The sequence below is a fragment of the Dyella acidisoli genome (assembly GCF_030160295.1).
Classification (GTDB): Bacteria; Pseudomonadota; Gammaproteobacteria; order Xanthomonadales; family Rhodanobacteraceae; genus Dyella_B; species Dyella_B acidisoli.
In genome coordinates this window covers 728,239-751,286 of sequence record NZ_BSOB01000010.1, presented here as the reverse complement: position 1 = coordinate 751,286, position 23,048 = coordinate 728,239, and the positions used below count along the sequence as shown (strand labels likewise).

The window sequence follows — 23,048 nt, the reverse complement described above, 5'->3', positions numbered from 1 at the left end:
AAAACGCCTTCCCCATCGGGAAGGCGTTTTGCTTTGTGGGCCATGCTGCAGGGTTTGCTCAAGGGCTATGCAGACGCGTCGCCGAACATGCGAACAACAGCGCTGTGGCAACGGTTACGCCGAAAACTCCACGCGATATCCTCGCCGTACGAACATCTCAACCAAGTCCAGTTCGTCATACAGTTCGCTCTGGTGTAGTGAATCGTTGGCGGGTCAATACTCACCAGGCGGCGAAGTTTGGAGTGGTGTCCAAATATGCTCAACGCGTCCATGCATGATGAATCGCTCCGGCATAGGCAAACCGACTGGCGACGTCCAACGGCAGAAAGCGAAGATCCTTGGTTTCCAGTGCGGGGCGAAGCATCTCCGACAACTGCAGATCCTCAAGCAATACATCGTTGTTCCAATACATCCGTAAAGGATCGCCCACCACCACATCGGCTGGCGGAATGCATACGCGCACATCCGGATGTTCCACCAATGCACGCATCAAGCGCGGACTGCGCAGATTGAAGCCACCGTTGAGCACCGGCGTCACTGTATAGCCAGGACGCCCCATATCCTTGCACCAATCAAACTGTCTGACCCAGTGCACGCCATCCGGTGCTTCGATATGCGCCAGATGGATGGGCGCGCCGAGATAGTCGTAGTGAAGGAAATCGTCGTGCCAATTGTCGATGCTGAGCACCCAGCCGTCCAAAATCTACCGACTCAGCCACCAAACGACTGCTGCAACCATTCCGGCACCGGTATGCCTTTCTCACGCAGAAACGGCGGATTGAAGAGCTTGGCCTGATACCGGGTACCGGCGTCAGCCAGGACTGTCACGATGGTGTGGCCTGGCCCAAGCGCTTTTGCCAGCCGGATCACCCCGGCCAGATTGACACCGCTGGAGCCGCCTACGCACCAGCCTTCGTCATGCAGCAATTCATGCAACAGCGGTATGGACTCCTGATCCGGAATTGACCACGCCATGTCGATCGGTGCGTCCTGGAAATTCGCCGTGATACGGCTGGAGCCGATCCCCTCGCTGATCGAGCCGCCTTCCGCGACCAGCTCGCCGCGATTGATGTAGTTGGCTAACGCCGAACCTGTGGGATCGGAAAGCGCGATGGTCACCCTTGCTTTGCGCGACTTCAGCGCGCGCCCGACGCCGGCGAGAGTGCCGCCTGTTCCGGCCGAGCAGACGAAGCCGTCCACTTTGCCTCCTGTTTGCTCCCAGATCTCCACCCCAGTAGTCACCTCATGCCAGTCGCGATTGGCAGTGTTGTCGAATTGATTGCCGAACCAGGCGCTGTCGGGTGCCTGCTCGTTCAAGCTCTCGCAGTAGGCGCGGGCGATGTGGACGTAATGCCTGGGATCCTTGAAGGGCGCCGCAGGAACCAGCCGGATTTCAGCCCCGGCCACGCGCAGGGCATCGATCTTCTCCCGGCTTTGCGTGTCCGGCATGAAAATCACCGTCCGGTAGCCGCGGCTTGCCCCGATCAGGGCCATCCCGATGCCTGTATTCCCCGCAGTGCCTTCCACGATCGTGCCCCCTGGGCGCAGCAGTCCCTTCTTTTCGGCATCCAGGATCAACCCCAACGCCGTACGGTCTTTGATCGAGCCACCTGGGTTGAGGAATTCGGCCTTGCCGAGCACTTCGCAGCCGGTCAGTTCCGAAGCGCGGCGAAGGCGCAATAAAGGAGTGTGGCCAACGGCTGAGGACAGGTCGGGCTTGATAGTCATGGTTTGCAGCGTTACGCCCAGTAATAGTAGGGGTGAGGATAGCGCGGGCCCGTCGATCTGCCACCCGGGTGCTTTGGACGCAGCTTCCACTATATGGTTATTTCCCATATGGGCTTAATGCCCGTCTATTTTAGGCTGTTTTTACGTTTAGACGTCTATACGTCCATTGACGCTCAAAAATCCCGTCTGTATAGTCGATTCCACTCATCGAGACCGGCTGAGGGACAGGCCCTTTGAAGCCGGGGCAACCTGCAGGATCAACCCTGCAACGGTGCCAACTCCTGCGGGGCGCTTACTTAGTGCCAGCCGATAGATGGGATGTCGTCAAACCATGCGATGCATGGTGTATTCGGCGACAACTCCTCGTAGGTTCTCCGCAGGGCGATGTAAACGGAGAACTTAGATGCCCCAGCTCGCCAACTCCTCACTTGAAGATCGTCCCACTGCCGTGGTCGTGCCTTTGCATTCACGTAGCACGCTGACCGGGCAGCGCAGTTCCCGTCGCCTCGCACTGCAGCCCAAGTACGGCCATGGCATCAGCCACGTCGACGTGCGCTATCAGTGGACCGGTGCGGCGGATGCACCGACGATCGTCGTGCAAGGAGGCATTTCTGCGGACCGTCACGTGGCAGGCTCCGACCAGGGTAAGCCAGGTTGGTGGTCAGAGCTGGTAGGGCACGGCCAGGCGATCGATCTGGCGCATTACCGCGTGCTCAGCATCGATTGGCTGACACCAGCTGATTTCGAAAATAGCCCGCGCGCGATCTCCAGCGAAGATCAGGCCGATGCTCTGGCTGCCTTGGTCAATGCGCTTGGCATTGGTCGCGTTGCGGCTTTCATTGGTTCCTCTTATGGCGCGATGACTGCGCTTGCCTTTGCCGCACGTCATCCGGATAAGCTGGAGAAGCTGGTTCTGCTCGCCGGTGCACACCGCGCCCATCCCATGGCCACTGCACAGCGCGCGATTCAGCGCCAGATCCTGCGTCTGGGCCAGGCTTCCGGTCAGATCGATGAAGCGCTTTCTCTTGCGCGCCAACTGGCTATGACCACCTATCGCGGCAGCGAAGAATTCGCGCGTCGTTTTGCCAGCACGCCGGACTATCGCGAAGGCCGTTTCCACTTCCCTGTCGAAGATTATCTGGAACACGCTGGCCGTAGTTTCGTCCAGCGTTTCGATCTGGATCGCTTTCTTGCACTGTCCGAGTCGATCGATCTGCACGACATTGCGCCGGAAGCAGTGAGCACACCCGCCACCTTGATCGGCTTTCCTTCTGATCGCCTGGTGCCGTTGGCCGACTTGTGTGAGCTGCAGCGCCGTCTGCGTGGCTCGACCACGCTGGAAGTGGTCGATTCGCCTTACGGCCACGACGCCTTCCTGAAGGAAACCAACAAACTGGCGCCGCTGCTGCGCCAGGCCGTCCCCTGTCGTTCTGGAGCTTGAATCATGTGCGCTGATATCGCGAAGGAAACCGCTGCTAGCACGCGCGCTGTACGCGCCGGCATCGAATCGGATACGCAACACGGCGCAGTCGTGCCGGCACTGCATCTCTCCACCAACTACAGTTTCACGGGCTTGGGCGGCAAGCGCGCGTATGACTATTCGCGTAGCGGCAATCCCACGCGCGATCTGCTTGGCAATGCACTTGCCGAACTCGAGCAGGGTGCCGGTGCGGTCGTAACGGCCAGCGGCATGGCCGCAGTTGCCCTTGCGCTGGAATTGGTTCCTGCAGGCGGCCTCGTGCTTGCCGCACATGATTGCTACGGCGGCACATGGCGCCTGCTTGATGCCTGGGCGAAGAAAGGTCGCTTCAGCGTTCGCTTCATTGATCTCACCGACAACCACGCACTTGCCGAAGGCCTGGCATCGAAGCCCGCGCTGGTGTGGGTGGAGACTCCCTCAAATCCGCTGCTGCGCATTACCGATATTCGCCACGTGGCACAGGCAGCGCATGCTGTCGGCGCATTGGTCGTGGTGGACAACACGTTTCTTTCGCCTGCGTTGCAACAGCCGCTTGTGCTGGGTGCAGACATCGTGGTGCATTCGACTACCAAATACATCAACGGTCATAGCGATGTGGTGGGTGGTGCGGTTGTTGCGCGAAACACAGCAGTCGCCGAACAGTTGAAGTGGTGGGGCAATTGCAACGGTCTTACTGGCGCGCCGTTCGATAGTTTTCTCACTTTGCGCGGCCTGCGTACACTCGGCGTTCGTCTGCGCCAACATCAGGAAAACGCCGAGCGCATTGCAACGTATTTGGATAAACACGACGCTGTGCGCAAAGTGTATTACCCGGGTCTGGAACATCACGCTGGTCATGCGCTGGCTGCACGGCAGCAACAGGGCTTTGGCGGCATGCTGAGTTTTGAACTGCACGGCGACGTGCCGCAGATCGAAGCGTTCGTGAATGATCTGCATTACTTCTCACTGGCCGAATCGCTTGGTGGTGTGGAAAGCCTGGTCGCGCACCCGGCCTCGATGACGCATGCCGCCATGGCGGTGGAAGCGCGCCGTGCAGCCGGCATTGCCGACACATTGCTGCGCCTGTCGATCGGCATCGAGGATGGCGACGATCTGCTGCGCGATCTCGAGGCCGGCCTGCAACGCGCGTTGGCAGTGACCGAGAACGCTTCGAAACGCCGGGTGATTGTATGAGTGCGGTGCTGGCCGAAGCTTCTATTCCCAAAATCGCATCCATCGCGCCACAGGAAGTTGCGCTGGTGTTGCTGGGCACCGGCGTAGTGGGCGGCGCGTTTCTGAAGCTGTTGTGCACGCCGGTCGCCAAGCGATTGCATCTGGTGGGTGCTGCGAACTCACGCAAACAGCAGACGGAAGCGACTCAGTTGGCTGCGCGTGATCTACGCGAACGCCTGAAACGCGAAGGCTCGGCACGTGACGATGCCGCCTTGTTGTCTGCACTCGACGCACATCACGCGACGCTGAAAGTCATCGTCGACGCAACTGCATCCAGCGAGCTGGCTTCGCGTCATGCAGATTGGCTGGCTCGCGGCTATCACGTAGTGACCGCGAACAAATCGCTGGCCGGCGGACATCTCTCAGGTTGGCGCGCATTGCAGGCTGCACGCGCCGCAGGTGGCCGGTACGGTGATTCCGCCACGGTGGGTGCGGGTCTGCCGGTGCTTTCTACGCTACGCCGCCTGTGCGATTGCGGCGACGCTCTGCTCACGCTGGAAGGTGTGTTTTCCGGCTCGCTGTCTTATCTGTTCAATACATACGACGGTAGCCGTCCGTTTTCCCAGTTGCTGTGCGAAGCGCGCAAGCTGGGTTATACCGAACCGGACCCGCGCGCCGATCTTTCTGGCGAAGATGTAGCACGCAAGCTGCTCATCCTCGCCCGCAACGCAGGTTTCGCGTTGGGTAACGATGAAGTCATCGTGGAAAGCCTCGTACCGGAAGGTCTACGTGATATTTCCACGGAAACCTTCCTCGAACGTCTCGAAGAACTGGATGAACCACTGGCGGCCTTGCATGAAGCAGCTCGTGCGCGCGGACATGTACTGCGCTTCCTCGCACGACTCAATCAGCGCGGCCGCGCACGCGTGGGTATTACGGAAGTACCGGCGACGCATCCCGCCGCGCGGCTGTACGGCACCGACAATCAGTTTGCGCTGACGACTACGCGCTACCACACGCAGCCACTGGTGATTCAAGGGCCGGGTGCCGGCCCCGAAGTGACTGCCCAGGCTTTGCTGGGCGACATCCTGGCATTAGGCTGACGCGCCTCGCGTCAGCCGCGGGCGACGCGCTCGGCCGTTTCCTCATCCGGCGGCACCAGCGGCAGATCCGGGTGAGCGTGGGCTTCGCTCCGAGCAGCTTCCACTGCCGGCGTGCGCCAGCCGGACTTCACGCCCCACAGGTAGAACACGAGCCCGATTACGCCAACGACGATCAAGTCAGCACCGTACGACAGATAGCCAGCCCCACCGAAGGTTGTGCTGCCCGCCCACGACACGATCGCAACCGTGGGCAGATAAATGATTAACCACACTGCACCACGAAGATGATGTTTGAAGACGCTTCTAAGAGCGGCGTCGCTGCGAAGGCGCAGAATGGGGATGACAACTCCAAACATCACCCATGCATACGCCATTCCGGCAAGCAGCAAAGGAGGAGCAAGCTGCGATATGGGAGAGGAAGACAGATAAAAGGCTCCTGCAAGTACGGCGAGTAGAACGGTTGGCGCAATGCTTGAGACCAACAGAATCAATCGTTCGGATGGTTTATAGAACTCGTCAGCGAATGTCTGAAAATAGAAATAGACCGGCAACGCCACGATCATCAGCAAAATAATTTCGCCAGTCAGCGGCCACTTCGCCCAATACAGAAGTTCTGTCGCCATGACGAAGGCGACTCCCGCTAGCACCGGCAAACCCGCCACACGCAAGGGACGATGCAGCTCCGTAGCCGTACGGCGCAGCGTCATCACACTCACCGGACCGGTGAGATAGGAAATGATCGTCGCCACCGAAATCACCGCTGCCAGCGTGCCCCAGCCACGGAAGAAGAGCAGGAACAGGAACGACACCGCCAAGTTGAACCACATCGCCGGGCGCGGAACGCCCCACTTCGGGTGCACATGGCCGAGGATCTTCGGCAGCGTGCCGTTGCGCTCCATGCCGTAGATCATGCGCGCGGTGGTTGCGGTGTAGGTCATGCCCGTGCCGCTCGGGCTGATGAAGGCGTCGACATAAAGCAACATCGCCAGCCAATGTAGATTGACGATGATGGCCAGTTCCGCGAACGGCGAGCGGAAGTTGATGCCGTGCCAGCCCGCCTTGGCGAGCAGATCCTGCGGTACCGAACCGAGATAGGCCACCTGCAGAATCACGTAAATCACGGTCGCCAGCAGAATCGAGCCCACCACTGCAAACGGGATGCTGCGGCCAGGATTGCGTGCCTCGCCGGCCAGATTCACCGGACTCTGGAAACCATTGAAGCTGAAAACAATGCCGGCAGTCGCCACGGCCGTGAGCACGGCAGGGAAATCGATCGCATGGCCACCGCCATGGATGCCCACTGAGAAATTCTCGGAATGAAAACCGCTGGCGATCAGCGCCAGGCCGGTCGCTGCCGGCACTATCAGCTTGAATACGGTGATCGCGGTGTTGGAGTGCGCGAACAGCTTCACGCTCCAGAAATTGAGCAGGAAGTAGATGATCACCAACACCGCCGCGATGCCGAGGCCGGTACGACTCAACTCGCCCACACCCTCGGTGACGTGATACAGGTCTTGCGCCCAAGGCCAGGGCCACGAGGCCATGTATTGCACGGAGGCTTCGGCTTCCACCGGAATTACCGACACGATCGCGATCCAGTTCGCCCATGCGGCGATGAAGCCGACCAGCGAGCCATGCGAGTAGTGCCCGTAGCGCACCATACCGCCCGATTCGGGAAACATCGCGCCCAGTTCCGCATAGGTCAGCGCAATGGTCATGATGATCGCCGCGCCCAGCACCCATGCCCAGATCGCGCCGGGGCCTGCCAACCCGGCGGCTTTCCACGCACCGAACAGCCAACCCGAGCCGATGATCGAACCCAGGCCGGTGAGCATGAGGGCAAACGGCCCCACGTCGCGGCGGATCGCGTTGGAAGAAGACATCGAGCACTCCCTTAAAACCAGACGAATGCCGCCATGCGGCAGACACAATCCAGCGATGATGACAGACCGACGTACGTAGTGTCAGCCCGCGGCGCAGCAGGTGCTCGTGCCGAAAGCTGCCCGCTGACGGGTAGGTGCGAAGGCAATTTCGGCTATATATCTTTTCATCTCGAATAAGAGATATATACTGGCCGTCCTGACGCAAGGATCCCGCCATGCCGGCCATCAGCTTCGAATTTTTCCCGCCCAAGACCGACGAACAGCGTGCCCAGCTCGACAAGACCGCCAAGGAGCTGAAGGCGCTTAAGCCTGAGTACGTCTCCGTGACGTTCGGGGCCGGTGGCTCCACGCTCAGCTACACCAGCGAAACCGTGGCGCGCTTGCATCAGCAGCATGGGCTGGAGGTGGCGCCACATTTGTCGTGCATGGGCGGCACGCGCAAGGAAATCGCTGATCTACTCGATGCTTATCGCGCCGCGGGCTATCGGCGCATCGTGGCGTTGCGTGGTGACTTGCCGTCGGGCATGGCCTCGCCCGGCGATTTTCGTTACGCCGCAGAACTGGTGCGCTTCATCCGCGAATACAGCGGCGATCACTTCCATATTGAAGTGGCGGCATATCCAGAAATGCATCCCCAGGCGGAAGACGTGCAAGCTGATCTGCGCCACTTCAAGACCAAGATCGATGCGGGTGCGAACGGCGCGATCACACAGTATTTCTTCAACGCCGATGCGTATTTCTGCTTCGTCGATGATGCGCGCCGCCTTGGCGTGACCGTGCCGATCGTGCCTGGCATCATGCCGATTTCCAATTACGCGCAGCTCAAGCGTTTTTCCGACGCGTGCGGCGCGGAGATCCCGCGCTGGATCGCCAAGCGCATGCAGGCGTATTACGACGATGTGGAATCCATCCGCGCGATGGGCGCGGAAGTGGTGGCGCAGCTGTGCCGCCGTCTGCTGGATGGCGGTGCGCCAGGCCTGCATTTCTACACGTTGAATCGTGCCAAAGCGACGCGTGCGGTGATCAATCAACTGCAGTGACATGCAGAAGAGAAAACTAGCGCACGCTGCATTGATCCGATGCCGGCTATGCTTGCCTGATGCGTTTTGTAATCTTTCTATTACTGCTGTTGTGGCTGCCCATTTGTGCCAAGGCACAGGGTGATATTCATCGTTGCATGGGCACGAACGGCATTCCGGTCTTTACCGATCGCGTCTGCTCTGATGTGAACGCGACACCGATGCTGGCGGCACCGGCTCCCGCTTCGAGCGCGCATGCGCCGGTTGAATCCTCGCAACCTGCCGCGGTGACATGCGCGGCAGATCTGAAGCAGCTCAAGCAAGCAGTCATCGATGCTTTTGCAGCGCGCAATCCCAATCGTCTTGCCGGCCTCACCCTGTGGAGTGGCGATGGAAAGGATGCGGTGGTGGCCGATATCCGTTACTTCACTCGACTGATGTCGCGGCCGTTGATCGAGATCAAAAGCACCTCGGATGCGGCATCCACGCCAGACGATGACAATGCGGGAACTTCCCAGTTGTCACTATCGGCGACACCGAGCCCGGCACCGGTTCATGGCGAAGCGTTACTCGTGCGGACCGAGTCTGACGATGGCAGCGGCGCTACCGCAGAAACCCGTTTCGACGTGGTGCATCGTTCCGGTTGCGTCTGGCTGCAACCACGAAGTTAGAGCATCCCTGGCGAAAGGTGCCGAAAGATTCGGCACGTTATCATGCGCGATCCCCAACGGAGATCCCCCATGGCCCAGCAATATCCCGAATGGATTTGGCAGAACGGCGAAATCAAGCCGTGGAAAGATGCCACTGCGCACGTGATGTCGCATGCCTTGCATTACGGTTCGTCGGTGTTCGAGGGAATCCGCAGTTATGTCACGCCGGAAGGCGCGGCGATTTTTCGCCTTACCGATCACCTCAAGCGCTTGTACCTGTCGGCCAAAATCTACGACATGGCGCTGCCGTATTCGCAGGACGAACTGGCGGCGGCATGCCGCGAGGTGATCCGCAAGAACGGTTACTCCGCGGCCTACCTGCGTCCGGTGGCGTATCGCGGCTTGGGTGGCTTCGGGCTTTCCGCAGAAACGCCGATCGACGTCGCCGTGGCGACCTGGCCGATGGGCCCATACTTGGGGCCGGAGGCGCTGGAATTGGGCATCACTGCCTGTGTGACGAGCTGGCAGCGTTTCGCGCCGAACACTATTCCCGCGGGCGCCAAAGCTGGCGGTAACTATCTTTCTGGCCAGTTGGTCGCACGCGAAGCGCGCCGCCTTGGCTTCGGCGAAGGCATCGCCCTGGCCGCCAATGGCCTGCTTAGCGAAGGCGCCGGCGAAAACCTGTTCCTGGTGTTCGACGGCGTGCTGCACACCACGCCGGCCAGCGCATCCATCCTCGCCGGCATAACCCGCGACACCATCAAGGTGCTGGCGCGCGAGGACGGCATCGAAGTGGTGGAGCGCGACATTCCGCGCGAATACCTCTACCTGGCCGACGAAGTACTGATGTGCGGAACCGCCGCTGAAATCACCCCGATCCGCGAGATCGACGGCAAGCAAGTGGGCAGCGGCAAAGCCGGGCGCGTCACCCGACGCCTGCAGGAGCTCTACTTCGGCCTGTTCAACGGCAAGACCCAGGACAAGTGGGGCTGGCTGGAGCCGGTTTGACCTTGTGAGGCCCTCCCCGGCGAGCCGGGGAGGGTGCTGACCATGGGTACTTCATTTTCACCAAAAAAGGTGAAAAGATGTGCACCATGACCCTCCAGCTCACCAGCCGCCAGTTCAACATCCTCGCCTTTATCCGCCAGCGCCTGGAGCGCGACGGGGAGGCCCCGACGCTGGAAGAAATCGGGCAGGCGATGGGCATTCCAAGCGTCAGCGCCGTGCTCAAGCATGTGCGCTCGCTGGAGGCGAAAGGTCGGTTGGTGGTCGAACCCAACCGTTCGCGCGGCATTCGATTGGTGCAAGAGGTCGATCCGCTCGCGGCTGATACCTTGGAGCTGCCGCTGGTCGGCCGCATCGCGGCAGGCGAGCCGATTTTTTCCGAATCGCGCGTGGAGCGCAGCCTGTATGTATCGCGCTGGCTGTTTCGTCTGAAGCCGGATTACCTGGTGCGCGTGATCGGCGATTCGATGCGCGACGAAGGCATCCTGGACGGCGATCTCGTCGCCGTGCACGCCACGCCGGTCGCGCGACATGGCCAAGTGGTAGCGGCCCGCGTGGCGGGCGATCGTTTCACCATCAAGCGGCTGTACTGGAAAGGCGACGTCGTTCGCTTGCTGCCGAACAGTCCCGGCTACCAGCCGATCGATCCCGATCCGACGGAAGACTTCGCCATTGAAGGGCTCTTCGCCGGCCTCGTGAGGGGCAGCTGATGAGCGCCGTGGTAGCTCTGTCGGATTTGTTGGATGCCCGGCAAATCTGGCGCGGTCAAACGCTATCACCGACCGAAGGCGATCAGCCCACCGGCTGGCCCATGCTCGATGCGGTGTTGCCGGCGCGCGGTTGGCCGGAAGCGTCGCTGACGGAAATCCTGTTGCCGGCCGATGGCATCGGCGAACTGCAATTGGTGTTGCCGACCTTGGCGCGACTTACACAAGGCCATCGTCCCGTGGTGTTGATCGCGCCGCCGTATCTGCCGTGTGCGATGGGATGGCGCCAGCAAGGCGTGAATCTGCAGCGACTGGAAATCGTCGCTGCGCAAGAGCAGCACGTGCTGTGGGCCGCCGAGCAATGCCTGCGTTCGGGCAGTTGCGCTGCCGTGCTGGCGTGGCCGCATCAGGCCGATGACCGCAACTTGCGTCGCTTGCAAGTTGCCGCGGATACCGGACGTGCGTTGGCCTTCGTGTTCCGCGATCGCAAACATCTGGCGAACGCTTCGCCTGCATCGTTGCGGCTCGAACTTGCAACGCCGCCGCATACATCCATTTGGGTACGCAAATGCCGCGGCGGCAACGCGCCGTCGCAACCCGTTCCCTTCGATCCTTCTCAACGTCTTTCCAGCGAGGGCTGGAATCCGGCGGCGATGCCTGTGGTTCATCAGCATAGGCCGCGCACGCCGGATTCCGGTCCTCGCCGGAATCACGCTCGAAAGAAGCAGAACGCGTGAGGCCCGCCTATGCTGTGGGCCTGTCTGCTGCTGCCGCATTTGGCGCTGGATGGCGTCCTTCGTCGCCGGCCCGATGACAGCCCACTGGTGCTGGTGGACGGGCCGCTCAATGCGCGCGTCGTCGTCGCCGTCAATGCTTCCGCGCGTCAGGCAGGTTTGCATATCGGTCAACGCCTGACAACGGCGCAAGCCTTGCTGGCGCGCTTCGAAGCGATTCCGTACGACGCATCCGAGGTCGATCGCTGGCAACAGTTTCTCGCCAGCATGGCTTATCGCTACAGCTCGCAAGTAGCCTTGTTGCCACATGCCATCGTGTTGGAAATCAGCCGCAGCCGCAGCCTCTTGGGCGAATGGCCGACGATGGAGCGCAACTTGCGCAGCGATTTTGCGGCGCTGGGTTTTCAGCATCGCATGGCTGCCGCACCCACCCCGCATGCGGCGTACGTGCTCGCGGGCGTAAGCGATGGCCAAGCCGTTCTTACGCACGAAGCGATGCTACGCGCACTCGATGGCGTGCCTTTGCAATACAGTCGCTTACCGGAATATGCCGTAGATGCATTGCCGCGCATGGGCATCCGTTCCCTGGGGCAATTGCTGCGCATGCCGCGCGACGGTCTGCAGCGCCGTTTCGGCAAGGAACTGCTGCAAGCCATGGATGGTTTGCTCGGCGATGCGCCGGCAGGGCTCGATCTGTTCGTGCCGCCCGACGCAGTGGATTGGCGCATCGAGCTGTCGCACGAAGTGGAAAACATCGCTGCCCTGGTGTTTCCGCTGAAGCGCATGACCGGCGATCTTGCGGCTTATCTCTCCGGTCGCGATGGTGGTGTCCAGCGTTTCGCATTGCAGTTGGAGCATCGCGAAGGCAAGGTCACCGAAGTGCCAATAGGCATGCTCTCGCCCGAGCGCAATGCCGAGGTGCTGTTCGAAGCGGCGCGCGGCCGTCTGGAACACGTGCAACTGCCTGCACCGGTGTTATCGCTGCGCCTGATAGCTGATGACTTGCCCGGTTTTGTGCCGGCTGGCCGCGATCTTTTTGACGAACGCCCCGTCAACGCACTGCCATTCGAACAGCTTAGGGAACGTCTGCGCGCACGACTGGGCGATCGAGCGGTCTATCGATGGGGCACCACGATCGATCCGCGTCCCGAGCATTCGCAGCGCATCGCCGAGCAGAATGAAAACCTTCTTGAGCCGCGTGCACGACCCACTTGGCTACTGGAAAAACCTATTCCACTGCGCGGTGAGTTGCGCATCCTTGTCGGCCCCGAGCGCATGGAAACCGGTTGGTGGGATGGTGGCGCCATGCGTCGCGACTACTACATCGTCGAAACGGAGCAAGGTCAGCGCGCTTGGGCCTATTGCGCGAAAGACGAGCAAACCGGCTGGATGCTGCATGGGTGGTTCGCATGATCGACTACGCCGAGCTGCACTGCCTGTCGGATTTTTCGTTTCAGCGCGGCGCATCCAGTGCGCGTGAATTGTTCGAGCGTGCGAATGAGTGTGGTTACACCGCGCTCGCCATCACGGATGAATGTTCGCTCGCCGGTATCGTGCGTGCTTGGGAGGCCGCGCGCGATACGAAGATGTCCCTGATAGTCGGTACAGAAATCCAGCTTGCCGATGGCCCCAAGCTGGTGCTGCTGGCGGAGAACAAGCAAGGCTATGTCTCGCTGTGCCGCTTGATTACGCAGGGTCGCCGAGCTTCTGAAAAAGGCGACTATCGTCTGATCAGGGCGAATGTTGCCGACGGTGCGCCCGGCACGTTGGTGCTGTGGGTGCCCGATCGAGAGCCCAGCCACGAGCATGGTGCGTGGGTGAAGCATATCTTCGGTGACCGCGCATGGTTGGCGGTGGAGTTGCATTGCGATGGTGACGACGAAGCTCGCCTGGCTGAACTCGAAGCACTAGGCGAATCGCTGCAACTGTCACGCGTGGCGAGTGGCGACGTGCATATGCATATTCGGCGCCGCTTGCCGTTGCAACATACGATGACGGCGATTCGTCATCGCATGACGATCGTCGAAGCAGGATCCGTGTTGTTCCGCAACGGCGAACGGCATCTACGGCAGCGCTCCGCGTTGGGAAGGTTCTATCCCAAGGCTCTATTGGATGAGAGTGTGCGCATTGCCAAACGCTGTACGTTCTCGCTGAAGGAAGACTTGCGCTACCAGTACCCCAAGGAGCTGGTCCCTGAGGGCTACTCAGCCATGCAGTGGCTACGCCATCTCGTTGCCGAAGGTTCGGCATGGCGTTGGCCGCAAGGCGTGTCGGCCGAGAATCAGGCCACTATCGAGCATGAGTTGCGACTGATCGAGACGAAAAAATATGAAGCGTTCTTTCTTACCGTGCACGACATCGTGCGCCATGCGCGAAGCCTGGGCATTCTCTGTCAGGGGCGCGGCTCGGCGGCCAATTCCATCGTGTGCTTCACGTTGGGCGTGACGGATGCCGATCCGGATAAGGTGAAGTTGCTGGTGGAACGTTTCATCTCCATAGAGCGCAATGAACCCCCCGATATCGACGTCGATTTCGAACACGAACGACGCGAGGAAATCATTCAATACGTTTACAACAAATATGGCCGCGAACGTGCCGCGATCGCAGCTACGGTAATCAGCTATCGCACCAAAAGCGCCGTGCGCGATGTGGCCAAGGCGCTGGGCTTGCCTGAGGATCAGATCGAAAAGCTTAGTAACAGTTTCTTTCGCCTTGGTGATGCTTCCTTGGACGATCGTTTACGCGAACAGGGATTCGATCCCGATGCGCCTCTGATGCGCAAGCTCCTCGCACTGACTGGGCAATTGCGTGGCAAGCCGCGTCATCTGAGTCAGCACGTGGGCGGGTTCGTTATTCACGACGCGCCATTGCATGAATTGGTGCCGGTGGAGAATGCAGCCATGGCTGATCGCACGATCATCCAATGGGATAAGGATGATCTGGATGCCATGGGTTTGCTCAAGGTCGATTGCCTGGCGTTGGGTATGCTGACTTGTTTGCGCAAATGCTTCGATCTTGTACAGAGGTATCGCAATAAGGCATTGAGCATTGCCACGGTCGAGCCTAACGACAAGGCTACGTACGAGATGATCCAACGCGCCGAAACTATCGGCGTATTCCAGATCGAAAGCCGCGCGCAGATGGCGATGTTGCCGCGGCTCAAGCCGGCGAATTACTACGATCTGGTCATTCAGATCGCGATCGTGCGGCCTGGGCCGATTCAAGGCGACATGGTGCATCCCTATCTGCGGCGTAGGCGTGGAGAGGAGCCTGTCTCTTATCCTTCGGACGCTGTACGTCCGGTGCTTGAACGCACCATGGGCGTGCCGTTATTCCAAGAGCAAGTGATGAAGTTGGCCATGGTTGCGGCGGGTTACGAACCGGGGGAGGCGGATGAATTGCGGCGAGCCATGGGGGCATGGAAACGCTACGGTGATATGGAGAAACACCACGAAAAGCTCGTCAGCGGCATGCTGGCAAGAGGCTATACGCGGGAATTCGCCGAACAGATCTTCAACCAGATAAAAGGTTTCGGCAGTTACGGCTTTCCAGAAAGTCACGCCGCCAGCTTCGCCAATATTGCTTATGCGAGCAGTTGGTTGAAATGCCATGAGCCAGCCATGTTTGCATGTGCTTTGCTCAATGCGCAGCCAATGGGTTTCTATGGCCCAAGCCAGATCGTGCAGGATGCGCAGCGAAACGGTATCCGCGTACGCCCAGTAGACGTGCGTTACAGTGATTGGGATTGCACGTTGGAATCCGATGTGCACAGCAAGACGGGATTATCCTTGCGGCTTGGCTTGCGTCAGTTGCGTGGCTGCAGCGAGAAAGTGGCGGAACGTATTTCTACTGCGCGCAACCAAGCTTCTTTCCGTGATGTGGTCGATCTTTGTACGCGTGCCGAGCTGGACTCGCGACATCAGGATTTACTCGCTGACGCTGGCGCCTTGCGTGGTTTGGCCGGTCATCGTCATCGCGCGCTTTGGATCACTTCCGGTGTGGAATCGCAATTACCCTTGTTCGGTCGTTCCAGCCCGAGCGAGCAGGACATCGTATTACCGCTGCCAACGACAGTCGAAAACATGACGGCCGATTATGCGCACAGCGGATTGAGTCTTGGCCCGCATCCGTTAAAGCTGCTGCGCAGTCGTCTGCGTGCGGAGCGCTACTTGGATTCACACAGCCTGCAGAAGCTGCCGCACGCATCGCACGTTCGCACCGTGGGACTGGTCACGCAACGTCAGCAACCGCAAACGGCCAGCGGCGTCACTTTCATCACCATCGAGGATGAATTCGGCCACGTGAACGTAGTGGTGTGGAATCACATCGCGCAAACCCAGCGTCGCCCTTATCTAGAGGCACGCCTACTGGCGATCGAAGGGCGCTGGGAAGCGGTCGATGGTGTAAGCCATTTGATTGCACGGCGGCTGCGCGATCTCAGCGGCATGCTGGCGGATCTGGATGCGCGCTCGCGCGATTTTCATTGAGGCATTTTATGCAAGCGCTACTTTTCGAGCAGGGCGTGCAAAGGATTGTCGAAGACCAGACCGGGCCGATCACTTATTACTCCGACGTCATCACGCCTGCATTGGCTAAAGCCTGGTTCGACGCCTTGCTTGCCCAGGGCGACTGGCACGAAAGCTCACGCATGATGTACGAGCGCTTGGTAGGCGTACCGCGCTTGCACTGCCATTACGCCGTTGCCAATCCCACATTGCCGAGTGTGTTGCGCGATGCGCTGGCAGTCGTTCGGCAACATGTGGATACACCGTTCAACAGCATCGGCCTCAACTGTTATCGCGACGAACACGATAGCGTGGCACCGCATAACGACAAGCTGCATGAACTGGTGTCGCATCAGCCCATTGTGTTGCTGTCATTGGGTGCGACACGCACCATGGTGATTCAGCGCAAGAAACCGCCACGGCTCAAGACCGAATTGGAGCTGGAAGCAGGCAGCCTGCTGTTGATGGGCTGGAATGCGCAACTGCATTACGACCACGGCATTCCGAAGTTGCAGCAGCCTGTGGGGCCGAGGATCAGCGTGGCGTTTCGGGTGCGGCCGGAGAAAGCCAGCGAGAGATGGTAGGTACAACGACACGGCCGTCATTCCTGCGAAGGTGGGAATCCATTTTCAGCGCTCACTTAAGAGCAAAATAGATTCTCGCTTTCGCAGGAATGACGGCCGTGTGAGGTTACGTGTTTACTTCGCTGTCCGCGCCTTGAGGGCAGCCACCGCCGGCAGTTCCTTGCCTTCCAGGAATTCCAGGAACGCGCCACCGCCGGTGGAAATGTAAGAAACCTTGTCCTCAATCCCATACTTTTCTACCGCCGCCAACGTGTCACCGCCGCCGGCAATGGAAAACGCCTTGGAATTGGCGACCGCGTGCGCCAACACTTCCGTGCCCTTGCCGAATGCATCGAATTCGAACACGCCCACCGGACCGTTCCACACGACCGTGCCAGCCTTGGCGATCAGTTCGGCATACAGCTTGGCGGTCTCCGGGCCGATGTCGAGGATCATCTCGCCGTCCTTCACCTGATCCACGGCTTTCACCGTGGCGGGCGCGTGCGCGGAAAATTCCGGGGCCACTACGACGTCCACCGGCATCGGTACTTCGGCGCCGCGGCGCTTGGCGTCGGCCAGCACTTTCTTGGCGGCGGGAATCAGATCGGGTTCGTACAGCGAGTTGCCAACGGAATGGCCCGCAGCAGCGATGAACGTGTTGGCGATGCCGCCGCCGACGATGAGCTGATCGACCTTGCCGATCAGATTTTCCAGCAGCGTGAGCTTGGTGGATACCTTGGAGCCGGCCACGATGGCAAGCAGCGGATGCGCAGGATGTTCCAGCGCCTTACCGAGTGCATCGAGTTCCGCGCAGAGCAGAGGGCCTGCGGCGGCAGTTGGCGCGAACTTGATCACGCCATGCGTGGACGCCTGCGCGCGATGCGCGGTGCCGAAAGCATCCATCACGAATACGTCGCACAGTGCGGCGTACTTCTTGGAGAGTACCTCGTCATCTTTGCCTTCGCCCACATTCATGCGGCAGTTTTCCAGCACCACCACTTCGCCATCGGCCACGTCCACGCCATTGAGATAATCGGCAATCAGGCGCACCGGCTTGCCGAGTTGTTCACCCAACCACGTTGCCACCGGCGCGAGTGAGGATTCGGCATCGAACTGACCTTCCTTCGGGCGACCCAAGTGCGATATCACCATCACCTTGGCACCAGCATCGCGCGCCGCCTTGATGGTGGGCAGCGAAGCATCCAGGCGCTGGGTGGACGTGATGCGGCCGTTCTCGATCGGCACGTTCAAGTCTTCGCGGATCAGCACGCGTTTGCCGCGCAGGTCGAGGTCGCTCATGCGGGTGATGGTCACGGGAAAACTCCTGGCAGCTTTGACAAAGTGGGCACTGAGGCCGGAACCGCGTATTTTCCCGCCGGCTCTGCAGCGATGCAAACGGCGATGAGCATTAAACTTGGGCCTTTCTTCCATGGACCGGCTCATGTCTTCCAGCCTCGTGCTTTACAGCTACTGGCGTTCCAGTGCTGCCTTCCGCGTACGCATTGCGCTGAATCTAAAGGGTTTGCGTTACGAAACGCGGGCAGTGCACCTGCTCCAGAACGGTGGCGAGCAGCACGCTCCGGACTACGTCGCGCTCAATCCGCAGGAGCTGATACCGGCCCTGGTCGATGGGGACAAGGTCATCACCCAGTCGATGACCATCGTGGAATACCTCGATGAAACCCATCCAACGCCTGCCCTGCTGCCGGCCGATGCGGCGAGCCGGGCACGTGTGCGTGCGTTGACGCAAGTGGTTGCCTGCGACATTCATCCCCTTGGCAATCTGCGCGTACTGCAACGCATTGGCATGCAATTTGGTGCTGACGACGAACAGAAAGGCGTGTGGATGCGGCATTGGATTGCGGCCGGTTTCCAGGCGCTGGAAACCATGCTGGCGAACAGCAAGGACACGGGCCGTTATTGTCATGGCGATACACCGAGCATGGCCGATCTATGCCTGGTGCCGCAGGTCTATAACGCGCGCCGTTGGAAGATGTCGCTGGACGAATATCCGACGATCCTGCGCATCGATGCCGCGTGTGCGGAGCTGGATGCATTTCATCAGGCCATGCCGGAGCAGCAGCCTGACGCGCCTAAGTAAAAAGCAAGACGACACCTATGCATGATCATGTGTGCATGCCGGGTCGCACACGCTGATCCGGCTCACTCGTTATGATTCGTGGATGACTACCGAACAGCACGCTGTCCCGATGAGTGACGAAGAGCGGATCAAGCTCGAGCCGTCCTGGAAAAGTCGTATCGGCGATTACTTGCAACGCCCGGAGATGCGGGCGCTGTCCGAGTTTTTGCGCACGGAGAAACGCGCGGGCAAGGTGATCTATCCGCCGGGACCGGAAATCTTCAATGCGTTCCAGCACACACCGTTCGATGCGGTGCGGGTGGTGATCTTGGGCCAAGACCCCTACCACGGCCCGGGGCAGGCGCACGGCTTGTGCTTCTCGGTGCGTCCGGGTGTGCCAGCACCGCCCTCGCTGGTGAACATCTTCAAAGAGATTGACCGCGATCTAGACATTCCGCCGCCCGATCATGGCTGCCTGACTCCATGGGCGGATCGCGGTGTGTTGCTGCTCAACGCTGTACTCACCGTAGAACGTGGGCTGGCCGCTTCGCACCAGGGCAAGGGCTGGGAAGGTTTTACCGACGCCGCTATCGATGCACTCAACCGTGAACGCGAGGGCATCGTCTTCATGCTGTGGGGCTCCTATGCCCAGCGCAAAGGCCAGCTCATCGATACCCGTCGCCATGCCGTGCTCAAGTCGGTGCACCCCTCGCCGCTGTCGGCGCATCGGGGATTCCTGGGGTGTGGGCACTTTTCCGCCGCCAATCGGTACCTCCAGGCAAACGGGCAGGCGCCCATCGACTGGTCCCTGCCTTCCCGTGCCGAGCTGGAAAGCGGGATCTAAGGGTAGAAGGGCCTGCATCTACGGGGCGCCAGTGAATTCGAGACCTTGCTTTCACTCCCCGAAAGTCATGCTTGAAAGCTTCCTCCTCGGCATCCACCCCGCATGGACAAGCTCCGGGTATTCATGTACTATTCGGTACATAAAAGGCGCCGGAACTCGCCGATGCCTTTAGCACTCCAAGTACCAGAGTGCTAAGCTCCACCCCATCTTTAGGAGGTTCCAAATGTCCCAAGCCTTGGTGACGGCCAATCTGCCGGTTCCCAGCGTCGTTGGCAGCCTGGATGCCTATATCTCGGCGGTGCACCGTATCCCGGTGCTCAGTCAGGAAGAAGAGCAAGAACTATCCCGCCGGTACCAGGAGGATAGTGACCTCGCCTCCGCCCGTAAGCTGGTGATGTCGCATCTGCGTTTCGTGGTTCACGTCGCGCGCGGCTACAACGGCTACGGACTGCAGCTCTCCGACCTCATTCAGGAAGGCAATATCGGCCTGATGAAGGCGGTCAAGCGTTTCGACCCTGATCAGGGCGTGCGCCTAGTGAGCTTCGCCGTGCACTGGATTCGCGCGGAAATGCACGAATTCATCCTGCGCAACTGGCGCATCGTGAAGGTGGCGACCACCAAAGCGCAGCGCAAGCTGTTCTTCAACCTGCGTAAGAGCAAAAAGCGCCTTGGCTGGATGAACGCCGAGGAAGTGCGCATGGTCGCGAAGGATCTGGGCGTACCGGAAGCTACTGTGCGCGAGATGGAATCGCGTCTATCCGGCCGCGACATCGGTTTCGAAGCCCCGGCGGATGCTGAGGAAGATGCCAAGCCGGCCCCGGAAGCGTTCCTGGTCGATGAGGGCGCCGATCCGTACGAGAACGTGGCCGACGCCGACCAGACCGACAACCAATTGGAAACGCTTTCCAGCGCGTTGGAAAAACTGGACGAACGCTCGCGCGACATCATCCAGCGCCGTTGGCTCAATGAAGAAAAGGCCACGTTGCAGGATCTTGCCGATGAGTACGGCGTTTCTGCTGAACGCATTCGTCAGGTCGAAGCCAATGCCATGAAGAAGATGCGTACATTGTTCGCCGCTTGAAGCGACACTGACACGTTTGTACAAAACGGCCTCCTTAGCGGAGGCCGTTTTTGTTTAAGCGCTTCGCTATCAATATAGGTCGATCGGATCCACATCCAAAGACCAGCGCACCTTGCGTGCGCTCGGCAATTGCGCCAGATGGGCCGACCATGGTCGCACCACCGCATGCAGATCGCGTCGGTTGGAAGCCTCAATCAACAATTGTCCACGCTGGCGCCCTGCACGTAGCGGCATCGGTGCAGGCATCGGCCCGGCGATCTGTAGCGTATTCGTATCGGGCAAAGCCGCACAGGCTTCGGAAAGAAACGCATCGACGGCCGCACGTTGATGCGCTTCGCAACGCAAAAGCACTTGGTGACCGTAAGGCGGCAATCCTGTCTGCTTGCGTTCGACCAGCAGTTCTTTCGCTGCGGTGGCGTACCCTTGTGCGAGCAGCGTTCGCAGCAGCGGGTGGTCGGGATGATGCGTCTGCAGCAGCACACGACCGGGCTTGCGCGCGCGTCCTGCGCGTCCGGCTACTTGCACCACCAACTGTGCGAGACGCTCGCCGGCGCGAAAGTCGACACTGAGCAAACCTTCGTCCACGCCGACAATGGCAACCAGCGTGAGATTCGGCAGATCGTGCCCTTTCGCGAGCATCTGCGTACCGACCAGAATCGTCGGAGCATCGTCCGCCAGATTGCCCAGCAATTGTTCGAACGCATCGCGACGGCGCGTAGTTTCGCGATCGATGCGCAGCACGGGCACTTGTGGAAAGTGTGCGGTAAGCGCTTCTTCCAATCGCTCGGTGCCCTGACCTTGCGGTTTCAGTTCCTGGCTGCCGCAGGTAGGGCAGGTTGATGGCACCGGTGCCTGCAGATCACAGTGATGACACACCAGCTTCCGCCATGCGGCATGGAAGGTAAGCGGATGCTCGCAGCGTGGACATTCCGCATGCCACCCGCAGCTGTGGCATAACAGCACGGGCGCATAGCCGCGACGGTTGCGAAACACCAGCACTTGCTCGCCGCGCGCGACAGTATCGCCGACTGCATGCAGCAGCGCGGGTGACAGACCGTGCTCCAGGCGTTGCGCGCGCATGTCGATAATCTGCACCTGCGGCGGTTGCGTGGCGGCCGGACGCGAGCGCAAATGTAGCGCGCGATACCGGCCGGCCTCGACGTTCGCCAGGCTTTCCAGCGATGGCGTAGCGGAGCCCAGTAACACGGGCACCTGCAGCGCACGTCCGCGCACCAATGCCAAATCGCGCGCGTGATAGCGGAAGCCTTCCTGCTGCTTGTACGCGTTGTCGTGTTCTTCGTCGACGATGATCAAGCCGGCATGCGGCAGCGGTGTGAATGCCGCCGAGCGCGTGCCGAGCACCACCTTGGACTCGCCCGAACGCATGCGCAGCCATGCACGAGCGCGCTCGCCTTCGGCCAGGTTGGAGTGCAACACTTCTACGGGCACGCCCAGGCGATCACGCAGCCTGCGGACGGTTTGCGGCGCAAGGCCGATCTCCGGCACCAGCAGAAGCGCCTGTTTGCCTTGCGCGAGCGTGCGTTCGATGAGGGATAGGTAGACCTCCGTCTTGCCGCTGCCGGTGACGCCATCAAGCAGAAATGCTTGAAAGCGGCTGAACGCTTCGGTGACGGCAGCAATGGCGGCTTCCTGTTCCGAATGCAACGCAAGCGTGGCGGCGGCAGGGGAAAAATTTGCCGAAGGTGCGGGTTCCGCGCGTTCGATCAGGCCAGCTTCGGCCAAGCGACGTACGGCAGGGCGCCAGTCGGACAGGGCGATGTCCAATTCTGTCGTGGACATCGGGCCGGCAAGCAAGACTTGCAACAAAGCCCGACTGCCACCGCGCCGGCTGCCGGCATCCAGCGCACTGCGTCCGGCGATCGTCAACTGCCAGATCGGTTCCTGGGTTTCGGGCAGCGCTTTGTCTTCGCGCAGTAGGAGCGGTAAGGCGTTGGCGTAGGCTTCGCCTGGCGCACCCAGCCAGTAATCAGCAGCCCATCCCAAGGTCTGCATCAGTTCGGCGTCGAGCAACGGCTCGTCATCCAGCACCCGCAACACCCGCTTCAGTTGTTTGTTGCCAACGTGCGCCGGCACATCAGCTTCCACGACTACGCCCACCGCCTTGTTGCGCCCGAAGGGCACGAGTACCCGACTCCCGACACTGGCTGCACCCGAAGCGGATGGCAAGTAATCGAACAGGGTGGGCAGGGGAACCGGCAGGGCGATGCGAAGAACAAGAGGCATGGCGTCAGAAGGCGGCCGGCATAGGCGGGAGTGTATCGCGCATGGCGGGGTACGCACTCACGAAGCGTCGGTGAGGAAAGTCACGATGGATGGTTGCCAGCCATTGCTGCCCTGTCATCTAGGAAAAACGGCTAAGTGGCTCATCAACACTGGGTTTTCCCCTTATCCACAAGAGCTGTGGATAAGTCTGTGGATGTGCCGTTGAGAGGAGCCCGTTTCGCGCATTAGAACGGCCGTTGTGACAGGCTGTTCAACTTTTGACCAGCTAAA

Annotated in this window: 18 protein-coding genes, 3 pseudogenes and 1 riboswitch; of the genes and pseudogenes, 15 read left to right on the top strand and 6 right to left on the bottom strand. The window is 60.3% G+C overall.

The window, feature by feature from the left end; genetic code table 11:
* The coding region (locus QQJ86_RS08395; protein WP_284320455.1) for a hypothetical protein at positions 1–198 on the top strand (198 nt) is incomplete at its 5' end.
* Positions 199–259: 61 nt separating this feature from the next.
* Here the strand turns inward: QQJ86_RS08395 and QQJ86_RS08390 are convergent.
* Both QQJ86_RS08390 and QQJ86_RS08385 read right to left on the bottom strand, forming a co-directional pair.
* Complete coding sequence (locus QQJ86_RS08390) at positions 260–688, bottom strand: DUF5672 family protein (RefSeq protein WP_284320454.1); 429 nt, start codon at positions 686–688, stop codon at positions 260–262.
* 23 nt (positions 689–711) lie between these two features.
* Positions 712–1,728 (bottom strand): cysteine synthase A, encoded by a 1,017-nt coding sequence (locus tag QQJ86_RS08385; protein ID WP_284320453.1) that lies wholly within the window; start codon positions 1,726–1,728, stop codon positions 712–714.
* Between the two features lie 201 nt (positions 1,729–1,929).
* Positions 1,930–2,048: riboswitch (SAM riboswitch) on the top strand.
* Between the two features lie 83 nt (positions 2,049–2,131).
* Here QQJ86_RS08385 and metX point away from each other — a divergent pair.
* The 3 genes from metX to QQJ86_RS08370 are packed head-to-tail and all read left to right on the top strand — an operon-like array spanning position 2,132 to position 5,463.
* The gene (gene metX, locus QQJ86_RS08380) at positions 2,132–3,169 is read left to right on the top strand and encodes a homoserine O-succinyltransferase MetX (protein WP_284320452.1); all 1,038 of its coding nucleotides are present in this window, start codon (positions 2,132–2,134) and stop codon (positions 3,167–3,169) included.
* Positions 3,170–3,172: 3 nt separating this feature from the next.
* Entirely contained in the window at positions 3,173–4,381 is a 1,209-nt protein-coding gene (gene metB / locus QQJ86_RS08375) for a cystathionine gamma-synthase (RefSeq protein WP_284320451.1), read from the top strand.
* A complete protein-coding gene (locus QQJ86_RS08370) occupies positions 4,378–5,463 on the top strand; it encodes a homoserine dehydrogenase family protein (protein WP_284320450.1) in 1,086 nt (361 codons plus the stop codon). The genes metB and QQJ86_RS08370 overlap by 4 nt, the downstream gene beginning before the upstream one ends.
* An 11-nt stretch (positions 5,464–5,474) precedes the next feature.
* On the opposite strand, the pseudogene QQJ86_RS22810 reads toward QQJ86_RS08370, so the two are convergent.
* A pseudogene (locus QQJ86_RS22810) lies at positions 5,475–5,834 on the bottom strand (amino acid transporter); the annotation flags it as partial.
* 156 nt (positions 5,835–5,990) lie between these two features.
* Positions 5,991–7,346, bottom strand: a pseudogene (locus QQJ86_RS08365) (APC family permease); the annotation flags it as partial.
* 215 nt (positions 7,347–7,561) lie between these two features.
* Between QQJ86_RS08365 and metF the strand changes: the two are divergent.
* The 8 genes and pseudogenes from metF to QQJ86_RS08325 all read left to right on the top strand — a co-directional run bounded on the left by metF (position 7,562) and on the right by QQJ86_RS08325 (position 16,550).
* Positions 7,562–8,386: a methylenetetrahydrofolate reductase [NAD(P)H] gene (gene metF / locus QQJ86_RS08360; protein WP_284320448.1), complete on the top strand. Its 825-nt coding sequence runs from the start codon at positions 7,562–7,564 to the stop codon at positions 8,384–8,386.
* Between the two features lie 59 nt (positions 8,387–8,445).
* Positions 8,446–9,036 (top strand): DUF4124 domain-containing protein, encoded by a 591-nt coding sequence (locus tag QQJ86_RS08355; protein WP_284320447.1) that lies wholly within the window; start codon positions 8,446–8,448, stop codon positions 9,034–9,036.
* A 69-nt stretch (positions 9,037–9,105) separates the two neighbouring features.
* A complete protein-coding gene (locus tag QQJ86_RS08350; protein WP_284320446.1) occupies positions 9,106–10,023 on the top strand; it encodes a branched-chain amino acid transaminase in 918 nt (305 codons plus the stop codon).
* Positions 10,024–10,109: 86 nt separating this feature from the next.
* Positions 10,110–10,730, top strand: coding sequence for a transcriptional repressor LexA (gene lexA, locus QQJ86_RS08345; RefSeq protein ID WP_284320445.1), 621 nt, complete (start codon positions 10,110–10,112; stop codon positions 10,728–10,730).
* Positions 10,730–11,329, top strand: a pseudogene (gene imuA, locus QQJ86_RS08340) (translesion DNA synthesis-associated protein ImuA); the annotation flags it as partial. The gene lexA and the pseudogene imuA, both read left to right, overlap by 1 nt.
* 144 nt (positions 11,330–11,473) lie before the next feature.
* Positions 11,474–12,874 carry a Y-family DNA polymerase gene (locus tag QQJ86_RS08335; protein ID WP_284320444.1) on the top strand — a complete coding sequence of 467 codons (1,401 nt, stop codon included), beginning with the start codon at positions 11,474–11,476 and terminating at the stop codon, positions 12,872–12,874.
* Positions 12,871–15,948, top strand: a complete 3,078-nt coding sequence (locus QQJ86_RS08330) for an error-prone DNA polymerase (RefSeq protein WP_284320443.1) — start codon at positions 12,871–12,873, stop codon at positions 15,946–15,948. The genes QQJ86_RS08335 and QQJ86_RS08330 overlap by 4 nt, the downstream gene beginning before the upstream one ends.
* An 8-nt stretch (positions 15,949–15,956) precedes the next feature.
* Entirely contained in the window at positions 15,957–16,550 is a 594-nt protein-coding gene (locus QQJ86_RS08325; protein ID WP_284320442.1) for an alpha-ketoglutarate-dependent dioxygenase AlkB, read from the top strand.
* A 114-nt stretch (positions 16,551–16,664) separates the two neighbouring features.
* Here the strand turns inward: QQJ86_RS08325 and QQJ86_RS08320 are convergent, their stop codons facing one another.
* Positions 16,665–17,843, bottom strand: a complete 1,179-nt coding sequence (locus QQJ86_RS08320) for a phosphoglycerate kinase (RefSeq protein WP_284320441.1) — start codon at positions 17,841–17,843, stop codon at positions 16,665–16,667.
* A gap of 127 nt (positions 17,844–17,970) precedes the next feature.
* Here QQJ86_RS08320 and maiA point away from each other — a divergent pair, with 127 nt between their 5' ends.
* From maiA to rpoH, 3 genes are all read left to right on the top strand, one after another.
* Complete coding sequence (gene maiA, locus QQJ86_RS08315) at positions 17,971–18,630, top strand: maleylacetoacetate isomerase (protein ID WP_284320440.1); 660 nt, start codon at positions 17,971–17,973, stop codon at positions 18,628–18,630.
* 109 nt (positions 18,631–18,739) lie between these two features.
* Positions 18,740–19,453, top strand: a complete 714-nt coding sequence (ung, locus tag QQJ86_RS08310; RefSeq protein WP_284320480.1) for a uracil-DNA glycosylase — start codon at positions 18,740–18,742, stop codon at positions 19,451–19,453.
* Between the two features lie 223 nt (positions 19,454–19,676).
* On the top strand, positions 19,677–20,534 hold the full coding sequence (gene rpoH, locus QQJ86_RS08305) for an RNA polymerase sigma factor RpoH (RefSeq protein WP_284320439.1): 858 nt from the start codon (positions 19,677–19,679) through the stop codon (positions 20,532–20,534).
* A 69-nt stretch (positions 20,535–20,603) separates the two neighbouring features.
* On the opposite strand, the gene QQJ86_RS08300 is transcribed toward rpoH, so the two are convergent.
* Positions 20,604–22,778, bottom strand: coding sequence for a primosomal protein N' (locus QQJ86_RS08300; RefSeq protein WP_284320438.1), 2,175 nt, complete (start codon positions 22,776–22,778; stop codon positions 20,604–20,606).
* Between the last annotated feature and the right edge of the window lie 270 nt (positions 22,779–23,048).

Coding starts and splice junctions, on each gene's coding strand:
- QQJ86_RS08385 (WP_284320453.1), bottom strand. CDS start 1,728: ATGACTATCAAGCCCGACCTGTCCTCAGCCGTTGGCCACACTCCTTTA.
- metX (WP_284320452.1), top strand. CDS start 2,132: ATGCCCCAGCTCGCCAACTCCTCACTTGAAGATCGTCCCACTGCCGTG.
- metB (WP_284320451.1), top strand. CDS start 3,173: ATGTGCGCTGATATCGCGAAGGAAACCGCTGCTAGCACGCGCGCTGTA.
- QQJ86_RS08370 (WP_284320450.1), top strand. CDS start 4,378: ATGAGTGCGGTGCTGGCCGAAGCTTCTATTCCCAAAATCGCATCCATC.
- metF (WP_284320448.1), top strand. CDS start 7,562: ATGCCGGCCATCAGCTTCGAATTTTTCCCGCCCAAGACCGACGAACAG.
- QQJ86_RS08355 (WP_284320447.1), top strand. CDS start 8,446: ATGCGTTTTGTAATCTTTCTATTACTGCTGTTGTGGCTGCCCATTTGT.
- QQJ86_RS08350 (WP_284320446.1), top strand. CDS start 9,106: ATGGCCCAGCAATATCCCGAATGGATTTGGCAGAACGGCGAAATCAAG.
- lexA (WP_284320445.1), top strand. CDS start 10,110: ATGACCCTCCAGCTCACCAGCCGCCAGTTCAACATCCTCGCCTTTATC.
- QQJ86_RS08335 (WP_284320444.1), top strand. CDS start 11,474: ATGCTGTGGGCCTGTCTGCTGCTGCCGCATTTGGCGCTGGATGGCGTC.
- QQJ86_RS08330 (WP_284320443.1), top strand. CDS start 12,871: ATGATCGACTACGCCGAGCTGCACTGCCTGTCGGATTTTTCGTTTCAG.
- QQJ86_RS08325 (WP_284320442.1), top strand. CDS start 15,957: ATGCAAGCGCTACTTTTCGAGCAGGGCGTGCAAAGGATTGTCGAAGAC.
- maiA (WP_284320440.1), top strand. CDS start 17,971: ATGTCTTCCAGCCTCGTGCTTTACAGCTACTGGCGTTCCAGTGCTGCC.
- ung (WP_284320480.1), top strand. CDS start 18,740: ATGAGTGACGAAGAGCGGATCAAGCTCGAGCCGTCCTGGAAAAGTCGT.
- rpoH (WP_284320439.1), top strand. CDS start 19,677: ATGTCCCAAGCCTTGGTGACGGCCAATCTGCCGGTTCCCAGCGTCGTT.
- QQJ86_RS08300 (WP_284320438.1), bottom strand. CDS start 22,778: ATGCCTCTTGTTCTTCGCATCGCCCTGCCGGTTCCCCTGCCCACCCTG.